19 protein-coding genes and 1 other RNA gene are annotated in these 18,514 nt (G+C 47.0%); 9 read left to right on the plus strand and 11 right to left on the minus strand.

Annotated features, from left to right (window positions below; genetic code table 11):
- Positions 1-9: 9 nt before the first annotated feature.
- From B3S93_RS03320 to trxA, 6 genes are all read right to left on the minus strand, one after another.
- A complete protein-coding gene (locus B3S93_RS03320) occupies positions 10-882 on the minus strand; it encodes an EamA family transporter (RefSeq protein ID WP_292400080.1) in 873 nt (290 codons plus the stop codon).
- Entirely contained in the window at positions 882-1,415 is a 534-nt protein-coding gene (locus tag B3S93_RS03325; RefSeq protein ID WP_292400077.1) for a DUF411 domain-containing protein, read from the minus strand. Before B3S93_RS03325 ends, B3S93_RS03320 begins: the two co-directional genes overlap by 1 nt.
- A complete protein-coding gene (locus B3S93_RS03330) occupies positions 1,402-1,653 on the minus strand; it encodes a hypothetical protein (RefSeq protein WP_292353676.1) in 252 nt (83 codons plus the stop codon). Before B3S93_RS03330 ends, B3S93_RS03325 begins: the two co-directional genes overlap by 14 nt.
- 2 nt (positions 1,654-1,655) lie before the next feature.
- The gene (locus tag B3S93_RS03335) at positions 1,656-2,753 is read right to left on the minus strand and encodes a TRAP transporter substrate-binding protein (protein ID WP_292353677.1); all 1,098 of its coding nucleotides are present in this window, start codon (positions 2,751-2,753) and stop codon (positions 1,656-1,658) included.
- 15 nt (positions 2,754-2,768) lie between these two features.
- On the minus strand, positions 2,769-4,931 hold the full coding sequence (uvrD, locus tag B3S93_RS03340) for a DNA helicase II (protein WP_292400075.1): 2,163 nt from the start codon (positions 4,929-4,931) through the stop codon (positions 2,769-2,771).
- Between the two features lie 130 nt (positions 4,932-5,061).
- Entirely contained in the window at positions 5,062-5,388 is a 327-nt protein-coding gene (trxA, locus tag B3S93_RS03345; protein WP_014708059.1) for a thioredoxin TrxA, read from the minus strand.
- 100 nt (positions 5,389-5,488) lie between these two features.
- On the opposite strand from trxA, the gene rhlB reads away from it, so the two are divergent.
- From rhlB to B3S93_RS03360, 3 genes are read left to right on the plus strand one after another with little or no spacing between them, the layout of a single operon-like run.
- Positions 5,489-6,805 (plus strand): ATP-dependent RNA helicase RhlB, encoded by a 1,317-nt coding sequence (gene rhlB, locus B3S93_RS03350; protein WP_292400073.1) that lies wholly within the window; start codon positions 5,489-5,491, stop codon positions 6,803-6,805.
- Positions 6,792-7,121: a hypothetical protein gene (locus B3S93_RS03355; RefSeq protein ID WP_292400069.1), complete on the plus strand. Its 330-nt coding sequence runs from the start codon at positions 6,792-6,794 to the stop codon at positions 7,119-7,121. Before rhlB ends, B3S93_RS03355 begins: the two co-directional genes overlap by 14 nt.
- On the plus strand, positions 7,108-7,800 hold the full coding sequence (locus B3S93_RS03360) for a hypothetical protein (RefSeq protein WP_292400067.1): 693 nt from the start codon (positions 7,108-7,110) through the stop codon (positions 7,798-7,800). Before B3S93_RS03355 ends, B3S93_RS03360 begins: the two co-directional genes overlap by 14 nt.
- 4 nt (positions 7,801-7,804) lie before the next feature.
- Here B3S93_RS03360 and B3S93_RS03365 read toward each other — a convergent pair whose 3' ends face one another.
- From B3S93_RS03365 to B3S93_RS03380, 4 genes are read right to left on the minus strand one after another with little or no spacing between them, the layout of a single operon-like run.
- Entirely contained in the window at positions 7,805-8,977 is a 1,173-nt protein-coding gene (locus B3S93_RS03365) for a UbiH/UbiF/VisC/COQ6 family ubiquinone biosynthesis hydroxylase (protein ID WP_292400064.1), read from the minus strand.
- Complete coding sequence (gene ubiH, locus B3S93_RS03370) at positions 8,974-10,176, minus strand: 2-octaprenyl-6-methoxyphenyl hydroxylase (protein ID WP_292353683.1); 1,203 nt, start codon at positions 10,174-10,176, stop codon at positions 8,974-8,976. The genes B3S93_RS03365 and ubiH overlap by 4 nt, the downstream gene beginning before the upstream one ends.
- 4 nt (positions 10,177-10,180) lie before the next feature.
- Positions 10,181-11,491 carry a Xaa-Pro aminopeptidase gene (gene pepP / locus B3S93_RS03375; RefSeq protein ID WP_292400060.1) on the minus strand — a complete coding sequence of 437 codons (1,311 nt, stop codon included), beginning with the start codon at positions 11,489-11,491 and terminating at the stop codon, positions 10,181-10,183.
- Positions 11,491-12,039 (minus strand): UPF0149 family protein, encoded by a 549-nt coding sequence (locus B3S93_RS03380; protein ID WP_014708052.1) that lies wholly within the window; start codon positions 12,037-12,039, stop codon positions 11,491-11,493. Before B3S93_RS03380 ends, pepP begins: the two co-directional genes overlap by 1 nt.
- Before the next feature lie 105 nt (positions 12,040-12,144).
- Here B3S93_RS03380 and B3S93_RS03385 point away from each other — a divergent pair, with 105 nt between their 5' ends.
- The 3 genes from B3S93_RS03385 (at position 12,145) to ssrS (ending at position 12,881) form a co-directional block, all read left to right on the plus strand.
- The gene (locus B3S93_RS03385; protein ID WP_069294960.1) at positions 12,145-12,354 is read left to right on the plus strand and encodes a TIGR02449 family protein; all 210 of its coding nucleotides are present in this window, start codon (positions 12,145-12,147) and stop codon (positions 12,352-12,354) included.
- Positions 12,351-12,656, plus strand: a complete 306-nt coding sequence (locus B3S93_RS03390) for a cell division protein ZapA (RefSeq protein WP_292353685.1) — start codon at positions 12,351-12,353, stop codon at positions 12,654-12,656. The genes B3S93_RS03385 and B3S93_RS03390 overlap by 4 nt, the downstream gene beginning before the upstream one ends.
- Before the next feature lie 40 nt (positions 12,657-12,696).
- Positions 12,697-12,881: non-coding RNA, 6S RNA (gene ssrS, locus B3S93_RS03395), on the plus strand.
- A gap of 31 nt (positions 12,882-12,912) precedes the next feature.
- Here ssrS and B3S93_RS03400 read toward each other — a convergent pair.
- The gene (locus B3S93_RS03400) at positions 12,913-13,413 is read right to left on the minus strand and encodes a MarR family winged helix-turn-helix transcriptional regulator (protein ID WP_292400057.1); all 501 of its coding nucleotides are present in this window, start codon (positions 13,411-13,413) and stop codon (positions 12,913-12,915) included.
- 146 nt (positions 13,414-13,559) lie between these two features.
- Between B3S93_RS03400 and B3S93_RS03405 the strand changes: the two genes are divergently transcribed.
- From B3S93_RS03405 to sodC, 3 genes are all read left to right on the plus strand, one after another.
- Positions 13,560-14,735: an efflux RND transporter periplasmic adaptor subunit gene (locus tag B3S93_RS03405; RefSeq protein WP_292400055.1), complete on the plus strand. Its 1,176-nt coding sequence runs from the start codon at positions 13,560-13,562 to the stop codon at positions 14,733-14,735.
- The gene (locus B3S93_RS03410; RefSeq protein ID WP_292400052.1) at positions 14,732-17,908 is read left to right on the plus strand and encodes an efflux RND transporter permease subunit; all 3,177 of its coding nucleotides are present in this window, start codon (positions 14,732-14,734) and stop codon (positions 17,906-17,908) included. Before B3S93_RS03405 ends, B3S93_RS03410 begins: the two co-directional genes overlap by 4 nt.
- 87 nt (positions 17,909-17,995) lie before the next feature.
- The gene (gene sodC / locus B3S93_RS03415; protein ID WP_292400050.1) at positions 17,996-18,508 is read left to right on the plus strand and encodes a superoxide dismutase [Cu-Zn] SodC; all 513 of its coding nucleotides are present in this window, start codon (positions 17,996-17,998) and stop codon (positions 18,506-18,508) included.
- The last annotated feature ends 6 nt before the right edge of the window (positions 18,509-18,514 follow it).

An 18,514-nucleotide genomic window follows, 5' to 3' on the forward strand; every position in this document is an offset into this window, starting at 1 on the left:
TGTTTTACTTCAGGTAGTCAAAACCAGCAAACAGCCAGCAATCATGACTGCGCAAGCCGCTAATCGGCGAAGAATATGTTTTTCATGAAAAATGCGGTAGCCGAGAAACACCTGTAATACCATACTGAGTTGGAATAACGCCAGCGAATAGGCCACCAGTAATTGCGAAAAAATCAGCATAGTGGTGTATTGCATCAAAAAAATAAAACCGCCCAGCCAGAGAAAATGACTGCGGTGTTGTCTGGCTGCTTGCCAATCCATTTCCCAGCGTTTGCCACCAAACCAGTAATACAGACCAATCGATAATGGCAGGCCAAATAAACACCAATAGACTGTGGTTGCCAGTGCACCGCCACTCAATACGGCATTTTTAAGTGGCAGGGTGCCAATTGAAAATAACAGTATGGATAAAAACCGATATTGCACGCCGCGTTGCATGAATAATTGCGATAGTCGGTTTGCAGATGGAGTTGTGGCCGGAGGGAATAACAAAAAACTGCCAAGCAAAATGATTATAACCCCGTTGAGCCCCTGCATACTGGGCACTTCGCCCAGAAAGATCAGCGCAAGAATCATCGAAAATACAACTTTATACGCGTTCAGTGGGCCGAAAACCGATAAATCGGTTTTGGATAAAGACAACACCAGAAATAAAGTGCCCGCCATATCCAGCAGAGCAGCCAGCAGAATATTGATCCAGAAGCGATGATCAATGGCACTGTGTTCCACCAATAGTATTAAAGGCAGACTAATGCAGGCCAGAACGAGATAGGAAAGCATCACGATAAATAGTGAATGCAGACCTTTGTGAGTGAACTGTTTTTGAAAAACGTTAGCCGCGGCGGAGGAAAATATCCTCCCTAGGACGATCAGTAACTCCATTACTCAGCAGAGTTTAATGGCAGATAATTATTTTCAGCATTGGTTTGATAAGCATTAAACATCTGGTAGTTGGCGTCCGGATCAAAACTGAAGACGATAAAATGATCCTTGCGTGAGCCCATTTCCATGCCTGGTGTACCGACCGGCATCTGCGGAACCGACAAACCTTTGATATGAGCAGGTTTATCGATCAGTAATTGTTTAATATCATCAGCCGGCACATGGCCTTCGATCACAAAATCATTAATAACGGCGGTATGACAGGAAGCCATATTGTTGGGCACACCAAGTTTTTGTTTAATTGTCGCCATATCATTACGGATCTGATCAATCACTTCAAATTGATGTTTTTCGAGATGCTCAATCCATTTATGGCAGCACTGACAATTGGCGTCACGATATACAGTAATCATTTGTGGCTGTTCAAGTTGCAGACGAGCCTGATCCCATTCGCTGGCGTGGAGAGTAGATGCTAAAGCCAGACTCAGCAGTAAAGTCAGGCCGAAATTTACCATTTTATTAAGGGCACTCAATCATAATCTCCTGATCCTGGCTGTTTTTCTCGACATACTCCAAAGCCCACAATGTCGACTTATTATTTTCAACATCAATCATCTGCGGCAACTCGACACAATCGATTCCATGGTTTTTAAAGTGATCGATTTCAGTTTCTGTCAGCAACTGCGGGTTATGCCAGATGGCTGAAATATCATCACTGATTTCAGCCTGAAAAGCTTCCAGACCCTCACGAGTAAAAATAATAAGTACCATGATTATGGGATATCCAAATAGGCTTTTTCAGAGATAGTCGCCCAATCTTCATCCTGTTCACGAAAGTTTTTATAGGCTTGATGAACACGATTGAATTTAGGATTTTCCGCGGCTTCTTCAGCCAGAGTCTGTTCAGTAATTTTTTTGAGCGTATTCAATACATCCGCTGGGAAGGGAACGATATTGATATCATCGCGCTGACGTAACTCTGCCAGTGCAGCCACATTCTTCTGTTCCATTTCGGAGGCCATTAACAAATTTTCTGCTTTGGCTGCATTTTCGATAATAGCTTGTAAATCAGGCGGCAATAAATCCCAGGCACGTTTATTAATACTGAGTTCCAGCACAGCACCTGGTTCCTGCCAGCCCGGATAATAATAAAATCTGGCTGCGCGATGCAGACCCAGACGTTGATCGTGGTAGGGCGCAATCCACTCAGTGGCGTCAATGGTATTGCGTTCCAGCGCGGTATATACTTCACTGCCAGCAAGCAGAATGGGATTACCGCCGGCTTTGGCAAAAACTTTGCCCCCTAAGCCGGGGATACGCATTTTTAAGCCTTGCAAATCGGCCATCGAGTTGATTTCTTTATTAAACCACCCCCCCATTTGAATGCCGGTATTGCCTAACGGAAAAGGCACAATATTGTAGGGCTCATAGACTTCACGCCATAAATCCAGGCCACCACCATGATATAACCAGGCATTCATGCCGCGTGGGGTCATACCAAATGGCACGGTAGAGAAAAACTGCGCTTCTGGTACTTTACCCGCCCAGTAATAGGCACTACCGTGGCCCATTTCAACGGTTCCCTGAGAAACAGCGTCAAAAGTCTGCAAAGCCGGAATCAATTCACCACCGGCAAATACTTTAACCTTGAGGCGGCCATTGGACATGGCTTCAAGGTTGGCGGCAAAGCGTTCAGCCCCTTCCTGCAGCACCGGGAAACCCGGGGGCCAGGCGGTTACCATTTTCCAACGATAGATTTTACTGGTATCAATTTCTTCGTTAAACGGGCCAGTGTCATCAGGACCACAGGCGGAGAGTAAGCAGATGCTTACCAGCAATGCCAAGCGTCGTATAAATACGGATAAATGCATTATCGTTTTCCTGAATTACAAGGTTTCAAGTTTGGCATAGGCCAATACCAGCCATTTACTTCCGGCTTGTTTGAAATTCACATGAACACGAGCGTGACTGCCATTGCCTTCAGTGTCAATAATCACACCCTGACCAAATTTCTGATGCATCACCTGTTGCCCGGTTCTGAACCCGTTATCATCAGCTGATTGTGATCGACTGGCAAGTGCCGTCAGACCAGATGCGGCCATATTTTGTGGAGAACGTACCTGATGAACTCGTTCAGCGGGAATTTCACTCAAAAAGCGCGAAGGGCGAGGATGCATTTCCTGCCCATACAAATAGCGTGATTCGGTATACAACAGATAGAGTGTTTTGCGTGCCCGGGTCATGCCGACATAACAAAGACGGCGCTCTTCGGCCAGTCGCAGCGGGTCATCAGCTGATTTCTGCCCCGGGAACAGGCCTTCTTCCATACCCACCATAAAGACGATGGGAAATTCCAGACCTTTGGCGGAATGCAGAGTCATTAACTGCACACAATCCTGCCATTGATCACCCTGGTTTTCGCCAGCTTCCAAAGCGGCGTGCGCAAGAAAAGCATCCAGTAACGGCATCTCTTCTTCATCGTCAGCGCGCATAAATTCACGACTGGCGTTAATCAGTTCGTCCATGTTTTCAATGCGACCCTGGCCTTTTTCGGTTTTGTCCTTGGCAAAATGGGTACGTAAACCACTTTCGTCGATCACCAGTGCAGTCAGTTCATGTAATGACATGGTGTCATCTTCGGGTGTGAGCGAATCAATCAGCTCCAGAAAACTCGATAAGGCGTTGGCTGCTCTGGCAGGGAAAACTTTTTGTTGTAAGGTATCCACCGCAGATTGCCACATGGATTGATTGGTTTCCCGGGCATATTGGCGCAGCTGGGTTAACGTGGCTGCACCAATACCGCGGGTGGGCGTATTTACAATACGTTCAAAGGCAGCATCGTCACGACGATTACTGACCAATCGCAGATATGACAATACATCCTTGATTTCAGCGCGTTCAAAAAAGCGCAAACCACCATAAACCCGATAGGGTACAGCCGATTGCATCAAGGCTTCTTCAATGACCCGTGACTGAGCATTGGAACGATACAGCACGGCAACATCACTGCGTTGTCCACCCTGATTCATCCAGTTGCGTACTTCCTGCACCAGATAGGCGGCTTCATCGCGTTCGTTATAAGCGTTATAAAGCTGGATGGGTTCACCATCGGCATCTTCGGTCCACAGTTCCTTGCCAAGACGTTCACTGTTATTCTTGATAACCGCATTGGCTACGGCCAGAATATTGCCGGTGGAACGATAATTCTGCTCCAACCTCACAGTACTGGCGTCGGGATAATCTTTATGAAATTTCTGGATATTCTCAATTTTGGCGCCACGCCAGCCGTAAATTGACTGATCGTCGTCACCGACAATAAACAGATGTCCGGTCTGACCGGCCAGTACTCTTATCCAGGCATACTGAATGGTATTGGTATCCTGAAACTCATCGACCAGGATCTGCGAAAAACGTTGTTGATAATGCGACAGAATATCTGGACGTTTCAGCCACAATTCATGACTGCGCAGCAGTAACTCGCCAAAATCGACTACACCGGCACGTTCACAGGCTTGTTCATAGGCAAGATAAATCGCCAGCATGTTTTGTGAATACGGGTCTTCCCCAGCCTGCAAATGCGCGGCACGAAGACCTTCGTCCTTTTGGCCGTTGATATACCACTGAGCCTGCTTGGGCGGCCATTGCGCTTCATCGAGGGACATGCCACGGATAATGCGCTTGATCATGCGCAATTGATCATCGCTGTCGAGGATCTGGAAACCCTGCGGCAGCCCAGCCTCCTGCCAGTGTGAACGAAGTAAGCGATGCGCCAGACCATGGAATGTACCAACCCACATACCGCCAATAGGATAGCCGAGCATCTGTTCGATACGACCACGCATTTCTGCGGCAGCTTTATTGGTAAAAGTGACTGCAAGGATGTTTGCCGGTGATAAGGCTTCTGCCTGAATCAGCCAGGCAATTCGATGTACCAGAACACGTGTTTTACCACTTCCGGCACCAGCAAGAATTCGCGTATGCCCCAGCGGTGCAGCAACTGCTTCGCGTTGTGGTTTGTTCAGATCATCAAGTAGTTCAGATACATCCATTAGTTTCGTAACATTTCGGAGTGGTGGCCCTGAAAAGCATCAGCTCGAAATAATATGCGATGCAGTGGGTTGAGGCATCTATAGATACAACTATCCCCACAGATAGTGGGGATAGCGTTGCATTATGGATTTAGATGTTGCTGTCGAGAAACGCAGCCAATTGTGATTTGGTCAAAGCGCCGACTTTTGTGGCTTCCACTTCACCATCTTTAAACAGCATCAATGTCGGGATACCACGAATACCATAACGAGGTGGGGTATCTGGATTTTCATCGATGTTCAGTTTGCAGACTTTTAATTTGCCTGCGTATTCAGCGCCAATTTCTTCCAGCACCGGCGCAATCATTTTGCATGGACCGCACCATTCAGCCCAGTAATCAACCAATACAGGCATATCAGACTGTAGAACCAGGCTGTCAAAGTCGCCATCGGTCACATTAGTGACGTTTTCGCTCATGTTTTATCTCCAGTGGTATCTAAAGTATTGGACCGCTATACTCGCAAGCCAACATTGAGTAACATTTTTTCTTATCAGTAAAGGTAATGCAAGTATTTATATGAGTGCTCACCTCACCGACACGGCATTTTCATCGCTGCCACTCCATCCGCTCCTGCAGAAAGGCTTGCAGCAAGCCGGTTTTGAATTTTGCACGCCGATTCAGGCTCAGTCTCTACCTTTATTGCTGGCAAACCACGATGTCGCGGGTCAGGCACAAACAGGCACCGGAAAAACCATTGCCTTTTTATTGGCCACATTTCAACGCTTATTAACGAATCAGGATGCGCAAAAACCGGCTTCAAAGCAACCTCGCGCATTAATATTGGCACCCACTCGGGAATTGGCAATTCAGATTGTAAAAGATGCTGAATTACTAAATAGTCATGCCGGATTGCGCATTGTGATCGCTCATGGCGGTAAAGATTATCAACGTCAGCGTGATGCAATCGATGACGGTTGTGATGTTTTGATTGGTACACCGGGACGTCTGCTGGATTTCCATAAACAACGGGTGTTTAACCTTAACAATATTGAAGCAGTGGTGCTGGACGAAGCCGACAGGATGTTTGATCTGGGCTTTATTAAAGATGTGAGGTTTTTTCTGCGCCGCTTACCCAGTCCTGAAAAGCGTTTAGGTATGCTTTTCTCTGCCACACTTAGTTATAAAGTGACTGAGCTGGCTTACGAACATATGAATAATCCGGAGAAAGTGCAGATCGAACCGGAAAAAATGATGGGTGATCGGATTGAAGAATGGGTTTATTACCCTTCAAATGAAGAAAAAATACCGCTACTGCTGGCGTTGATTAAGCGAATTCAGCCTATCCGCAGCATTGTTTTTGTCAATACAAAACAAGTCGCCGAGCGGGTGTGGGGCTTTCTGGAAGGAAACGGCTACAAAGCTGCTTTATTATCTGGCGATGTACCGCAGAAAAAACGTGAAAGCCTGTTAAAACATTTCCAGGATGGTGAGTTTCCGTATCTGGTGGCAACTGATGTGGCCGCACGCGGGTTACATATCCCTGAAGTAAGTCATGTGTTCAATTTTGATTTACCGCAGGATGCTGAAGACTATGTGCATCGTACGGGTAGAACCGCGCGGGCAGGTGCCAGTGGTATTGCGATAAGTCTGGCCTGTGAAGAATATGCTTTTTCGTTGCCTGATATAGAGCAATATATCAAACATAAATTGCCGGTAGCGCAAAGCACCGATGAGCAGCTGGAAACGCCTCAGCCCAGAATTAAAGCTGAACGGAATCCGGACCCTCGCCATAAAAATAAAACTCGTGGAGATAATAGCCATAACAATCGTCCGCGCGGCGGCAAGCGCAATAATGGCCCCAAAAAACCGGTAACTTCGGATGCAAATCAATAGTAACTTACCGGTTCTTTTTGCTCCGACAAGACAACCGGATGAGTCGTCTGTCCGACTTCCGGTGTTGTTGGATAAACAATCTGATTTTAATAATGTAAATCGCCAGCCCGTTATCAGCCGTCCAGTCATTGGGGTAACCAGTGATAATGATAGTCAACAGGCACGTTATATTCGTAATTTCAGTCTGACCAACCGTGAAACTGAGCGTGAGTATACAGCCCAGAACAGATTGCCAGCACAAGTTCAGGCCTACCTGCAGGTAGAGGCCCTTAAGGATGTTCCGACTCAGGAGAGATTATTTGATGCAATGGCTTAAGCTTGTCTTGATTTGCAGCGTTATCTGTTTATTTTCAGCTTGTGCAGCCAATTCGAGTGATGGTTCACCTAACCTTTCCAGCTTTGCCAAAAGTAACATTGACGATGTTATCGAGCTGCATCAGCAACGGGTTATGCAGGATCTGAAAACGTTAACTATCAAACTGTATCAACGTAATCCCTATCAGCGTCATGATCGCCATATGCGTACACTGGAAGACAGTGTAGCCAGATTATTTATGTATCCGGCGGATGTCGGTTTTGCCAAATGGGATGGGTTTGAACCGACCGAGATTATTCGTCTGGCTCTGACGGATGATTATGATGGTGACAGGGTGCTGGCCTTCACTGTGGGCATGCGGCGGATGTTAATGGCTTCGTACAACAATCAGTCAGAATTCTTTTATCTGTCATCTATCGATCAGCAAAAGCTCTACAACAGCGCACGCAATATCGAAATTGCCGCTTGGATGCTGGCGGAACGACGTGATGCAGATGGCAAACGATTATTACTCAGTGATAGTGTGCAGGATGAGTCCCGGAACTTGAGTTTTCAACGTATTATTGGTGGCATGATTGCGACACAGGATAATATTTCCGCCATCATTGCTCAGAAAAACGGCCGACTGGTAAAAACGGTAGTGGTGCAGGCGGCCTCGATGATGTTTTTGCCCATCTGATAACTTATTTGGCGCCAATCGCCTGCAGCATGATACGTTTTTTCAACCACTGGGATTTATTGACCTGCTTCATTCCGGCTGTTCTCAACCAGCTGACAGGTTTAGCAGACTGGGTAAACAGGCGATGAAAACCATCCATACTGAACTGCATCAGCAGATTTTCTGCCAAACGACGGCGTTGATATTTTTTTAACGTATGCAAGCTGCCAATCTGACGCTGCTGCTGTACTGCCCAGGCAAGCGTTTCTGCCAACGCCCTGGCATCCTGCAAGCCAATATTCACGCCTTGCCCGGCTAATGGGTGAATTGTATGTGCTGCGTCACCCAGCAAGGCGAACCCCAGTTTCACATAGTCTCTGGCATGCGCTAATGCAAGGGGGAAACTGGCCCGCTCGGAAACCAGCTCAACTTTGCCCAGTTGATGGTCAAATGCTTCTGCTAGTCTCAATTCAAAACTGTTTTTGTCGAGCGCTTTAAGGTGTTCTGCCTGCTCAGTTGGTAAGGACCAAACGATCGAGCACAAATGCGTATCATTTAACGGTAAAAAGGCGAGAGGTCCACCGGGTAAAAAACGTTGCCAGGCGGTTTTCTGATGGGGCTGTTCAGTGCGTATGGTCGCGACCAGACCATGTTGCTGGTAAGCCCAGCCTCGGCTGGCAATCCCGGCTTGCTCGCGTAATAAGGAATGCGCACCATCTGCCGCCACAATGAGGTCGGCGGTTAAAACGCGGCCATTTTCCAGAGTGATTTGACCTGTTTGATAATGTTGGGGCTTTTCGGGACAAATTAAATCAACTTGCCGATGATTGGCTGCTAAAGCGATTGCTTGATGCTGAATAAGCTGATTTTCAACAATGTGGCCAAGATAATCGACCCCGATTTCAGCTGCCGAGAAATGCAGAACGCTATCGACTGTTTCCCAAACCTGCATTTTTTCAAAGGGACCCAGTCGTGAGGTATACAGATTTTGCCAGACATTTATCTCTGTCAGGATTTGCTGGCTTGAAGGATTAATCGCACTGACACGTTGCGATGGAACATCATCAACCGCCAGTTGTTCTGTTTGATGCGCTTCAACTAAGGCAATTTGTAAATCAGTTTGCTTTGCCAGTAACAGGGCAAAAGTGGTGCCGACCATGCCACCACCGACAATAATCACATCATAGTGGTTTTTCATAATGGCAGTCCCCGACTGAGTCTGGACTGTTTACCGCTAAGTCCCATGCTTGTTTTAGCCAGCTGATTTTTTAATCCAGGCAGTCCATTAAGTAACGCAAGACTCAGCGAACGACCATGTCCAAGCAGAAAATGGTTATTGCTGAAGGTGTTCACCAGAAAATCTGTAGCATTGACCACTTTATCCTGATCCTGTTGCTGCCAGTCGGAATAATCCTGTAACAGACTGGCGTGACCACAGTCTTCAGGATGGGCGGCAATCAACTCTGCCAGAACCGCTGCATCACGTAAGCCAAGATTAAAGCCCTGACCGGCAATGGGATGCAGACTATGGGCTGCGTTGCCAATTAATAGAACTCGATTTTGTACAGGTTGATTGGTTTGCATTAGTCCTAATGGGTAGCAGCTACGCTGACCAATTTTTTCAAAATGGCCGAGACGATAGCCAAAGGCTTTCTGCAGCCGTTCAGCAAATTGCTGTTCGTTACTTGCTAACAGGGCACGCTCTTCACCTGTTTTCACCGTCCATACCAAACTGCAACGACCCTCAGACATGGGCAATAAGGCTAACGGGCCATGTTCAGTAAAGCGTTCGTAAGCCCAATTCTGATGTGCTCGTTCAGGTATCACATTCGCTGTGATGGCGGTTTGCTGATATTCGCGTTGCCAAATGGTTAACCCCAGCAACTCCCGAATGGTGGAAAATTGTCCGTCGGCACCGACCAGTAATCTGCTGGTGAGTTGCTGGCCATCAGATAGCGTTACAGTGACTGATGTAGCGGTTTGCTCCAGACTGTCAACCTGAAGTGGTGTCATAATGCTTAGCGTTGGGTGTTGCTGTAATGCCTGATTTAATTGAATACCCAGATGTTTTGCGGTCATCACCTGACCCAACGCGGGAACCTTTTCTTTCTGGGCAGTCAGACGCGTTACGCCAAAATGCCCCCGGTCTGAAATATGAATGCCGTGAATCGGAGTGGCTTTATCCTCCAGCTGAGACCAAAGTTGCATGGTTTCAAAAATTCGTTGGGAGCCGTAAGACAAGGCAATGCCACGATCATCAAAGCCGGGTTGATGGTGTTCCAGCAGATCCTGAGCCTCCACCAAAGCAATACGTAAACCGCTATTTTGTAGCGCGAGGGCCAAACTTGACCCTACCATGCCAGCGCCAACAATCAGTAGATCAAAATCGGCTTTCACGATGTTAGCGAGCTCCTGCCATCAGGGCTTCAATGTCGTCAATTTCTTTCGGCGCGCCAGCAGATAATACTTCGTGACCCTCTTTGGTCACCAGCACATCATCTTCAATACGAATTCCAGTGAAATGCCATTTTTTATCAATATGCTCCGGATCGCGGATATACAAACCAGGCTCTACGGTTAACACCATGCCTGGTTCCAGTAAGCGCCAGGTACTATCGATTTTATAATCACCGACATCATGCACATCCATTCCCAGCCAGTGGCCGGTGCGGTGCATATAGAATTCACGATAAGCCTGATCTTCAATTAACTTATCAACATTTCCCTGAAGCAAACCAAGTTTGACCAAACCTTCCGTGAGAACCTGCACAGCCGCTTCATGCGGTTGATTCCAGTGGTTTCCAGGTTTGACTGCCTCAATAGCGGCATATTGCGCATCCAGCACAATTTGATACAACTCACGCTGAGCCGGAGTAAATTTGCCATTCACCGGGAAGGTTCGAGTGATATCTGCGGCATAACATTGATATTCGGCACCGGCATCAATTAATAACAGATCATTGTTTTTCAATTTACTGTTATTTTCGATGTAATGCAGAATACAGCCGTTTTCACCGCCACCGACAATAGAAGGGTAGGCCGGACTGCGGCAGCCATGTTTCATAAACTCATGAATCAGTTCCGCTTCGACTTCATATTCGAACTTACCCGGTTCGGTAAACTGCATCGCCCGGATATGTGCTTTGGCTGACGCTTCAGCCGCGTAGCGCATGCTCTTGATTTCCTGGCTGCTCTTAAACAGACGTAACTCATTGAGGCAATGTTCCAGTTCGATGATTTCAGTAGGAGAGTGTTTGCCTGAGCGGGAGGCCTGGCGAAGATGATTTAGCCAACCTACCATATGCTGATCAAATGCAGGTTGGTTACCCATGGTGTAATAGACTTTTTCCTTGTCTTCCATCAAGCCCGGCAAAATATCATCCAGATCGGCGATAGGATAAGAATCATCTGCGTCATATAATGCAATGGCACCTTCCTGACCGGCACGATAACCATCCCAGATTTCCTTATCGAGATCGCGTTCCCGGCAGAACAGGATGAATTCGCCATGTTCCCGTCCGGGGATCAATACCAAAACTGACTCTGGCTCATCAAAACCACAAAGGTAATGAAAATTGCTGTCACTGCGAAATGGAAAATCGACATCGCGGTTACGTGGGTGAACCACAGCGTTTGGTAACACGGCAATACTGTCCGGGCCCATGATTTCCATCAATCTCTGGCGCCGTTTGGCGAATTCTTTTTTAGTCATTAATGCTCAATTATCTTGTCTTCGGGAGTAGTCGGATTTAACTCACCATAAAGGAGGAACAAACCCATTCGGAGATATTCCACTAATTCTTCGTAGTTATTATCGTCATCGTCACTGGGTTGCAATTCAATATCATCAACCTGACTGATTTGTAACACATCTGTCAGATACTCCTGACAATCTGCCGGCAGTTCAGTTTCGTTGGTCAGACCAGAAACACCCAACCCGTATACCAGGCCCTGAGACCAATCGCTTAAAGCAGCAAGCCGTGAGCCCAAAGGTGCGTCATCATCCGGCAATTCCAGCTGAAAATCGAAATCAAGACTGTTAAGCGACTGCATCGTCTCATCAAACAGGCCCAGCAGGTTTTGTTTTTCTTCTTCGCCAGGATGGTAATCCTCAAATAAATCGCTATACCAGGTATTACGATTGGCCTGAGAATTCATACACAACAAACCGCATAATGCGCCCTGCAACTCGGCTGTGCTGGCAGGACCATCGGCGGTCACGTTTTCCGGCGACAGGGATGGAAAATATAATTGAGACATAGAGATACAACCCGAAATTAAAAAACACATCATGCAGTTGTTGACCGGGTCAACGGCGCACGTCTATAGTTAGGCATTATTCTCGCATAGCCAAGACGCATATTAATGGATAAAAACCCGATTCAACAATTGGAACAGCAGCTCGATGAGCTGTTACGGGCCAGTAGACGCTTGCGTGAAGAGAATATGTTACTTCGTTCTCAGCAGGCAGCTTGGCTGAGTGAGCGTGCGCAATTAGTTGAAAAAACTGAAATTGCCCGTAACCGCATCGAGAATATGGTGAACCGTCTGAAGCAGCTGGATGAAGAACTATGACCGTACCTGTTAACGTCACAATCCTCGGTAAAGATTATCAAGTTGCCTGTCCCGAAGATCAACAAGATGCGCTAATTGCCTCTGCACGTATGGTGCATCAGAACATGGAAAAAATCCGTAACACCGGGAAGGTGGTAGGGGTTGATCGCATTGCAGTTATGGCGGCTTTAAATATTGCGCATGAGTTGCTGTCATTACAGCAGGATGAAAGTCAGGACATCAAAAAAGTTAATGAAAAAATTTCTCTGCTTAAAGAGCGGGTTAGTGCATTTATTAACGAAGATAGGCAGTTGGAATTATAAAATACTGACGACTTGGCGAATAAAGTTGCGTATCATTTAACTAACCCTGCGGTGAGCGATAGCGACATGTGTTGTCTTGAGCCGATAAGCAAATGCTTTAGGAAACCAAATTTACGGGGTTGAAAAACAAGCCCGCTCCGACGGGAAGTTTGCCATCCCCATGCGGTTTCCCACTTGAACCAACAGGTTCAAGAACCCCGTTCGTAACGCCACTGTGGGGCCTTTCTTTAAATTCTCTGTTGTGTGCAGATTCAGATCAGCGCATGCCGAGCTGATTAATCTTCGTTAATAACCTATTGAGCATCTCACGCTCATCACTGCTTAACGCATCGCTAAGTTGTTTTTCATGTCTTGCCAAGACTATCTCTAACGCTTCCTCAATCAGCTTTTTGCCTTTATCGGTCAGTTTCACCAACCGACTCCGCTGATCATCCGAACATTGTCGCCGAGTGATTAAGCCGTTTTTTTCCAGACTGTTAAGCACTTTGGTTAACCCCCCCGAGCTCACCAGATTCACCTGGCATATATTGGATGGGGTTTGCTCGTAGGGTGGCCCCTGCAAGCGCAATGATACCAACGCGTCAAATTCACCCACATTCAGATGAAATTGCTCCATCACAATTTTTGCATCAGAAAAAAATAATTCACGCGCACGAAACAGCCGCTTTATTGTCTCTGCTACAGCAAGATCATCGCCGTGCCAGCAACTGCGCATTTGTTCGAGTGTTTCTTCTATACTTAATAAGCGATCTGCCAAGTGAGTTCCTCCTGAGATGACAAAATTATGACAAAAAAATTTACTTGCACGTAAAAGAATCTTGCATTAGTCTTTCCAGAAACCTTTCTAGAAAGAATTCTAAGCTATTCCCCTCGCTTTCACCAGCGAATAACAAAGGATCTGTCATGCGTGATAACTCACTTGATACTAAGCCCTCTTATCTGCAGGCTTTAGCAATCACCGCTTTTTTCTCGTTAAGCCTTCTGTGTCATTCCGTCAGCGCTGAACAAAACCTTCCCAGAGTTCAGGTGGTAGAACCGGAAGTTCGCACGTTGACTGAGTGGAAAGAATTCACCGGTCGTTTTGAAGCGGTGGAGATGGTTGAATTGCGCGCAAGAGTAACAGGCTATCTGGATAAAGTGCATTTCGACGATGGCCAGATGGTAGAAAAGGGCGACTTATTATTTGAAATTGATCCGCGGCCTTATGCAGCGGCAGTGGCCAGAGCTGAAGCAGAACTGGCCAGAATGGAGAGTCAACTGAAACTGGCTGACCTGGATACCAAACGGGGTGAAAGGTTATTAACCCAGAGTGCGATTTCTCAGGAAGAGGTGGATACCCGTCGGGCACGTTTTCAGGAAGCCAATGCTAATGTGGCATCTGCTGCAGCTGCGTTGAAAACCGCTGAACTGGACTTACAGTACGCCAAAATTACCGCTCCGGTAAGTGGACGGATTTCAAATCGCCGTGTTGACGTCGGCAATCTAATTGGCAGTGGAGATACAGGTGAACCTCTGACCACCATTGTCTCGCTGGATCCGCTGCATTTTGTTTTTGACGTATCAGAAACAGAATATCTGGAATTGATTCGTTTGCCAGAGGGCCAGGAGCAATTGGTTAATGGCAGAACCATGCCGACGGAACTTAAATTAATTGATGAAAAGAACTGGACGCGTGAAGGTCGCATCGATTTTGTTGATAACCGGCTGGACGAAAATACGGGTACGCTGAGAATGCGCGTCGTTGTTGACAATGCCGATGGTGTCTTACGTCCAGGACTTTTTGCCCGCTTGCGTTTACCAACCAGTCAAAATGCAGAAGCGATGCTGGTTCCGGATAAAGCGATTGTGACCGATCAGGCAGCCAAAATAGTGATGACGGTGGATGCCGAAGGCAAAGTCATTCCTAAACCCGTTGAACTTGGCACGCTACAAGGTGATATGCGGGTTATCAGAAGCGGATTGACAACATCAGATCGCATTATTGTTGAAGGTTTGCTGAGAGCTCGTCCGGGTGCCGAAGTGAATGCTGTTCCATATCAAGCTGATGAACAGCCTAATGATGACGGAAAAGACTCATGAAGTTCACCCATTTCTTTGTTGAAAGACCAATTTTCGCGACCGTTATTTCGGTCCTGATTGTCCTGGTGGGCACAATTGCCTATAACAATTTGCCTGTTGCACAGTACCCTGAAATTGCGCCGCCCAGTATAGCGGTCACTGCCACCTATCCTGGCGCCACAGCCGAAACGGCTGGTAATACTGTAGCGACAGTATTGGAACAGCAGATCAATGGTGTAGAGAACATGCTCTACATGAAATCTGAAAATACCTCAGATGGACGCACCTCCCTGAATATTACGTTCAAGCCGGGTACCGATTTAGATACAGCGCAGGTGCTGGTGCAAAACCGCATTGCCATTGCCGAGCCCTTACTTCCGGAGGAGGTGACTCGACAAGGTATCGATATTCGTAAAAACTCACCTGATTTGATGATGGTTATTCATATTCTGTCTTCAGATGGCAGTCGCGATAACCTCTATGTTTCAAATTATGCCAGAACCCAGGTAGTTGATCGGTTGGCCCGTATAGACGGGGTCGGTGAGGCGCGGATTGTTGCAGAGCGGGCTTATGCAATGCGGATCTGGATTGATCCGGAAAGAGCTCAGTCGTTTGGTTTAACAGCGAATGAAGTAGTTGCCGCTTTACGTGAGAACAACACCCAGATTGCTGCCGGTACTATCAACAGAGAACCGATTGAAACCAAAGGCGGTTTTGAGTTGAGTGTGGAAACACAGGGCCGGCTGCTGGAAGAAGAAGAATTCGGCAATATCATTGTAAAACGTGGCACTGATGGCCGGACCGTGAGATTACGGGATTTAGCCAGAGTCGAGTTGGCTGCACAGGACTATAACAACATCGGTTATCTGGATGACAATCTGGCTTTACCGGTCGTTATCTTCCAACGCCCGGGTTCCAATGCATTGGAAACTGCTCAGGCGTTACGGGCAGAGATGAAAGATATTGCTCAAAGTATGCCTTATGGGGTCGAATACCAGATTATTTACGATCCAACCGAGTTTATCGCCAAATCCATCGAGAAGATTTATCACACCATTCTAGAAGCCATCATTCTGGTTATTTTGGTGGTAATGCTGTTCCTGCAGAGCTGGCGAGCATCCATTATTCCTATTTTGGCCATACCGGTTTCACTGATTGGTACGTTTGCCGTCATGTCCTTGCTAGGAGTTTCATTAAATAACCTGTCGTTATTTGGATTGGTATTGGCAATCGGTATTGTGGTTGATGACGCCATTGTTGTGGTTGAAAATGTGGAGCGTTACATACGAGATGGATTCACTCCTCGAGAAGCGGCACATAAAACCATGGATGAAGTGGGCGGCGCCTTGGTGGCTATTGCCATCGTATTGACTGCCGTATTTATTCCGACGGCTTTTATTTCAGGCATTTCCGGGGCATTTTATCAGCAATTTGCCTTGACCATTGCCACAGCAACCATTATTTCGCTGATTGTCTCTTTGACATTATCGCCGGCTTTATCAGCGTTGTTATTAAAGCCACATGTTGAAGGCCATCAGCCAAATGGTATTTGGGGCAAGCTTAGTTCTCCATTTCGTGCGTTTGGCAATGGCTTTAATCGTGCCTTTGAGTGGATGGGGGATCGTTATTCGGCACTGACACGCAAGTTGTTACGCATGATGACGGTAATGCTACTGATATACGTCGGTTTGATCATGTTGACTGGCTATCAGTTCAATAAAGTGCCAACAGGGTTTATTCCTGAACAGGATCAAGGTTATTTGATCAATGTCCTACAGTTACCCCCTGGCGCCACGTTGGAAAGAACTGATGCGGCAGCACGCGAAGCTTCGGCACGTTTAAGAGATGTTCCCGGCGTTGCACATGCGGTTTTGTTTGTTGGTCTGGATGGGCCTACTTTTACCAACGCATCTAACTCAGCGGTTATCTTTACGCCATTGGATTCGTTTGAAGACCGTATTGCCGCCGGTATTACCATCGATGATATTGTTGCAGGATCACAGCAGGCCTTATCTCAGGTTGATGCAGCGATGGCTTTTGCGATCAGACCACCGCCAGTTAGGGGTATGGGGAACTCAGGTGGGTGGAAATTGTATGTTCAGGATCGTGGCGGGCTTGGTCTGGAAAGGTTACAGGCTGTTACCAATGAGGTGATTGGCGCAGCAAATCAAACAGATGGTTTATCGGCAGTGTTTACCTTCTTTAACTCTGGAACCCCCAGAATTTACGCTGATATTGATCGTACCCGGGCAGAAATGCTCAATGTACCGGTAGGCAATGTTATCGATACCCTGGAAATCTATCTTGGCTCACGTTACGTCAACGATTTTAACTTTCTGAATCGGACTTATCGAGTTGTGGCGCAGGCGGATGGCCCTTACCGTGATGAAATTGAAGATATCGGTAAATTACGTACCCGCTCTGATAATGGAGCGATGGTGCCCATTGGGACGATAGCGACGTTTGAAAACATTACGGGACCAATACGTCTGCCGCATTACAATCTGTATCCTGCGATCGAAGTGCAGGGCAATACCGCACCGGGTTACTCCAGTGGCGAATCACTTGCCATTGTCGAAGAACTATTAAGCGATACATTGCCGGAGGGAATCAGTTTTGAATGGACTGAGCTGGCCTTGCAAGAGAAGTTAGCCGGCGACACAGCCTTTCTTAGTTTTTCTCTGGCAGTCGTCTTTGTCTTTTTGCTACTGGCAGCGTTATACGAAAGCTGGTTACTGCCCCTTGCAGTAGTGTTGATTGTTCCTATGTGTTTACTGGCAGCGATACTTGGGGTCAGTTTACGCGGTATGGACAACAACATTCTGGTGCAGATTGGCTTTGTGGTGCTGATTGGTTTGGCATCAAAAAATGCCATATTAATTGTTGAGTTTGCCAAACAGGCTGAAGATCGTGGTTTGAGCCGACTGGATGCTGCAGTTGAAGCAGCACGTACACGTTTGCGTCCAATCCTGATGACATCCTTTGCCTTCATTCTAGGCGTGGTACCATTAGTCTTGGCCTCTGGTGCTGGCGCCGAAATGCGGCAGGCCTTAGGAACGGCAGTATTTTTTGGTATGCTTGGTGTGACCTTCTTCGGACTGATATTTACCCCGGTCTTTTATGTTTTCTGCCGCTGGCTGGCGTCATTAAGGGATAAACGCGAGCAGCAACAAACCGCTGATGAAGTGAATTAAGTTCAGCAGACTGAGCTGATTTGATCAATGAAACTCCATGGTCTCGAGCGAGTCCGATTAAGCGTCACACTATTTTTTGGAGGGATTATGAAACTATTGACGAGCATAATGATTGCGCTGACATCTTCAGTAGCACTTGCTGATACACAGATCGAGCTTTATGAAGTGGACAAACAGGGAACCGGCAAAAGTCTGGGAACCGTAGCAGTACATCAATCAGCATTTGGTCTGGTTTTTACCCCGGATTTAAAATCGTTAACACCCGGTTTGCATGGCTTTCATGTGCATCAGAATCCAAGCTGTGATGCCGCTGAAAAAGACGGTGAAATGGTGCCTGCATTAGCCGCTGGTGGTCATTATGATCCCTACGATACTGGTAAGCACGACACCCCTTGGGGCAGCGGTCATGCCGGTGACTTGCCACCGTTGTATGTAGCCGATGATGGAACAGCAACTCATCCAGTGCTTGCACCACGCTTGACGCTTAAAGATTTACAAGGGCGTTCATTAATGATTCATGCTGGTGGTGACAATCACTCTGATCATCCTAAACCCTTAGGTGGTGGCGGTGCCCGAGTCGCCTGCGGTGTAACGGATTAATCTCCG

The sequence above is a fragment of the Methylophaga sp. UBA3613 genome (assembly GCF_002375415.1).
Lineage (GTDB): Bacteria > Pseudomonadota > Gammaproteobacteria > Nitrosococcales > Methylophagaceae > Methylophaga.

Excerpts from the sequence above, each read along its gene's own strand:
- B3S93_RS03330 (WP_292353676.1), bottom strand. The coding sequence starts at position 1,653 with ATGGTACTTATTATTTTTACTCGTGAGGGTCTGGAAGCTTTTCAGGCT.
- B3S93_RS03410 (WP_292400052.1), top strand. The coding sequence starts at position 14,732 with ATGAAGTTCACCCATTTCTTTGTTGAAAGACCAATTTTCGCGACCGTT.
- rhlB (WP_292400073.1), top strand. The coding sequence starts at position 5,489 with ATGAGTGCTCACCTCACCGACACGGCATTTTCATCGCTGCCACTCCAT.
- pepP (WP_292400060.1), bottom strand. The coding sequence starts at position 11,491 with ATGACTAAAAAAGAATTCGCCAAACGGCGCCAGAGATTGATGGAAATC.
- B3S93_RS03405 (WP_292400055.1), top strand. The coding sequence starts at position 13,560 with ATGCGTGATAACTCACTTGATACTAAGCCCTCTTATCTGCAGGCTTTA.
- B3S93_RS03360 (WP_292400067.1), top strand. The coding sequence starts at position 7,108 with ATGCAATGGCTTAAGCTTGTCTTGATTTGCAGCGTTATCTGTTTATTT.
- B3S93_RS03335 (WP_292353677.1), bottom strand. The coding sequence starts at position 2,753 with ATGCATTTATCCGTATTTATACGACGCTTGGCATTGCTGGTAAGCATC.
- B3S93_RS03385 (WP_069294960.1), top strand. The coding sequence starts at position 12,145 with ATGGATAAAAACCCGATTCAACAATTGGAACAGCAGCTCGATGAGCTG.
- B3S93_RS03390 (WP_292353685.1), top strand. The coding sequence starts at position 12,351 with ATGACCGTACCTGTTAACGTCACAATCCTCGGTAAAGATTATCAAGTT.
- B3S93_RS03380 (WP_014708052.1), bottom strand. The coding sequence starts at position 12,039 with ATGTCTCAATTATATTTTCCATCCCTGTCGCCGGAAAACGTGACCGCC.
- uvrD (WP_292400075.1), bottom strand. The coding sequence starts at position 4,931 with ATGGATGTATCTGAACTACTTGATGATCTGAACAAACCACAACGCGAA.
- B3S93_RS03320 (WP_292400080.1), bottom strand. The coding sequence starts at position 882 with ATGGAGTTACTGATCGTCCTAGGGAGGATATTTTCCTCCGCCGCGGCT.
- sodC (WP_292400050.1), top strand. The coding sequence starts at position 17,996 with ATGAAACTATTGACGAGCATAATGATTGCGCTGACATCTTCAGTAGCA.
- trxA (WP_014708059.1), bottom strand. The coding sequence starts at position 5,388 with ATGAGCGAAAACGTCACTAATGTGACCGATGGCGACTTTGACAGCCTG.
- B3S93_RS03355 (WP_292400069.1), top strand. The coding sequence starts at position 6,792 with ATGCAAATCAATAGTAACTTACCGGTTCTTTTTGCTCCGACAAGACAA.
- B3S93_RS03365 (WP_292400064.1), bottom strand. The coding sequence starts at position 8,977 with ATGAAAAACCACTATGATGTGATTATTGTCGGTGGTGGCATGGTCGGC.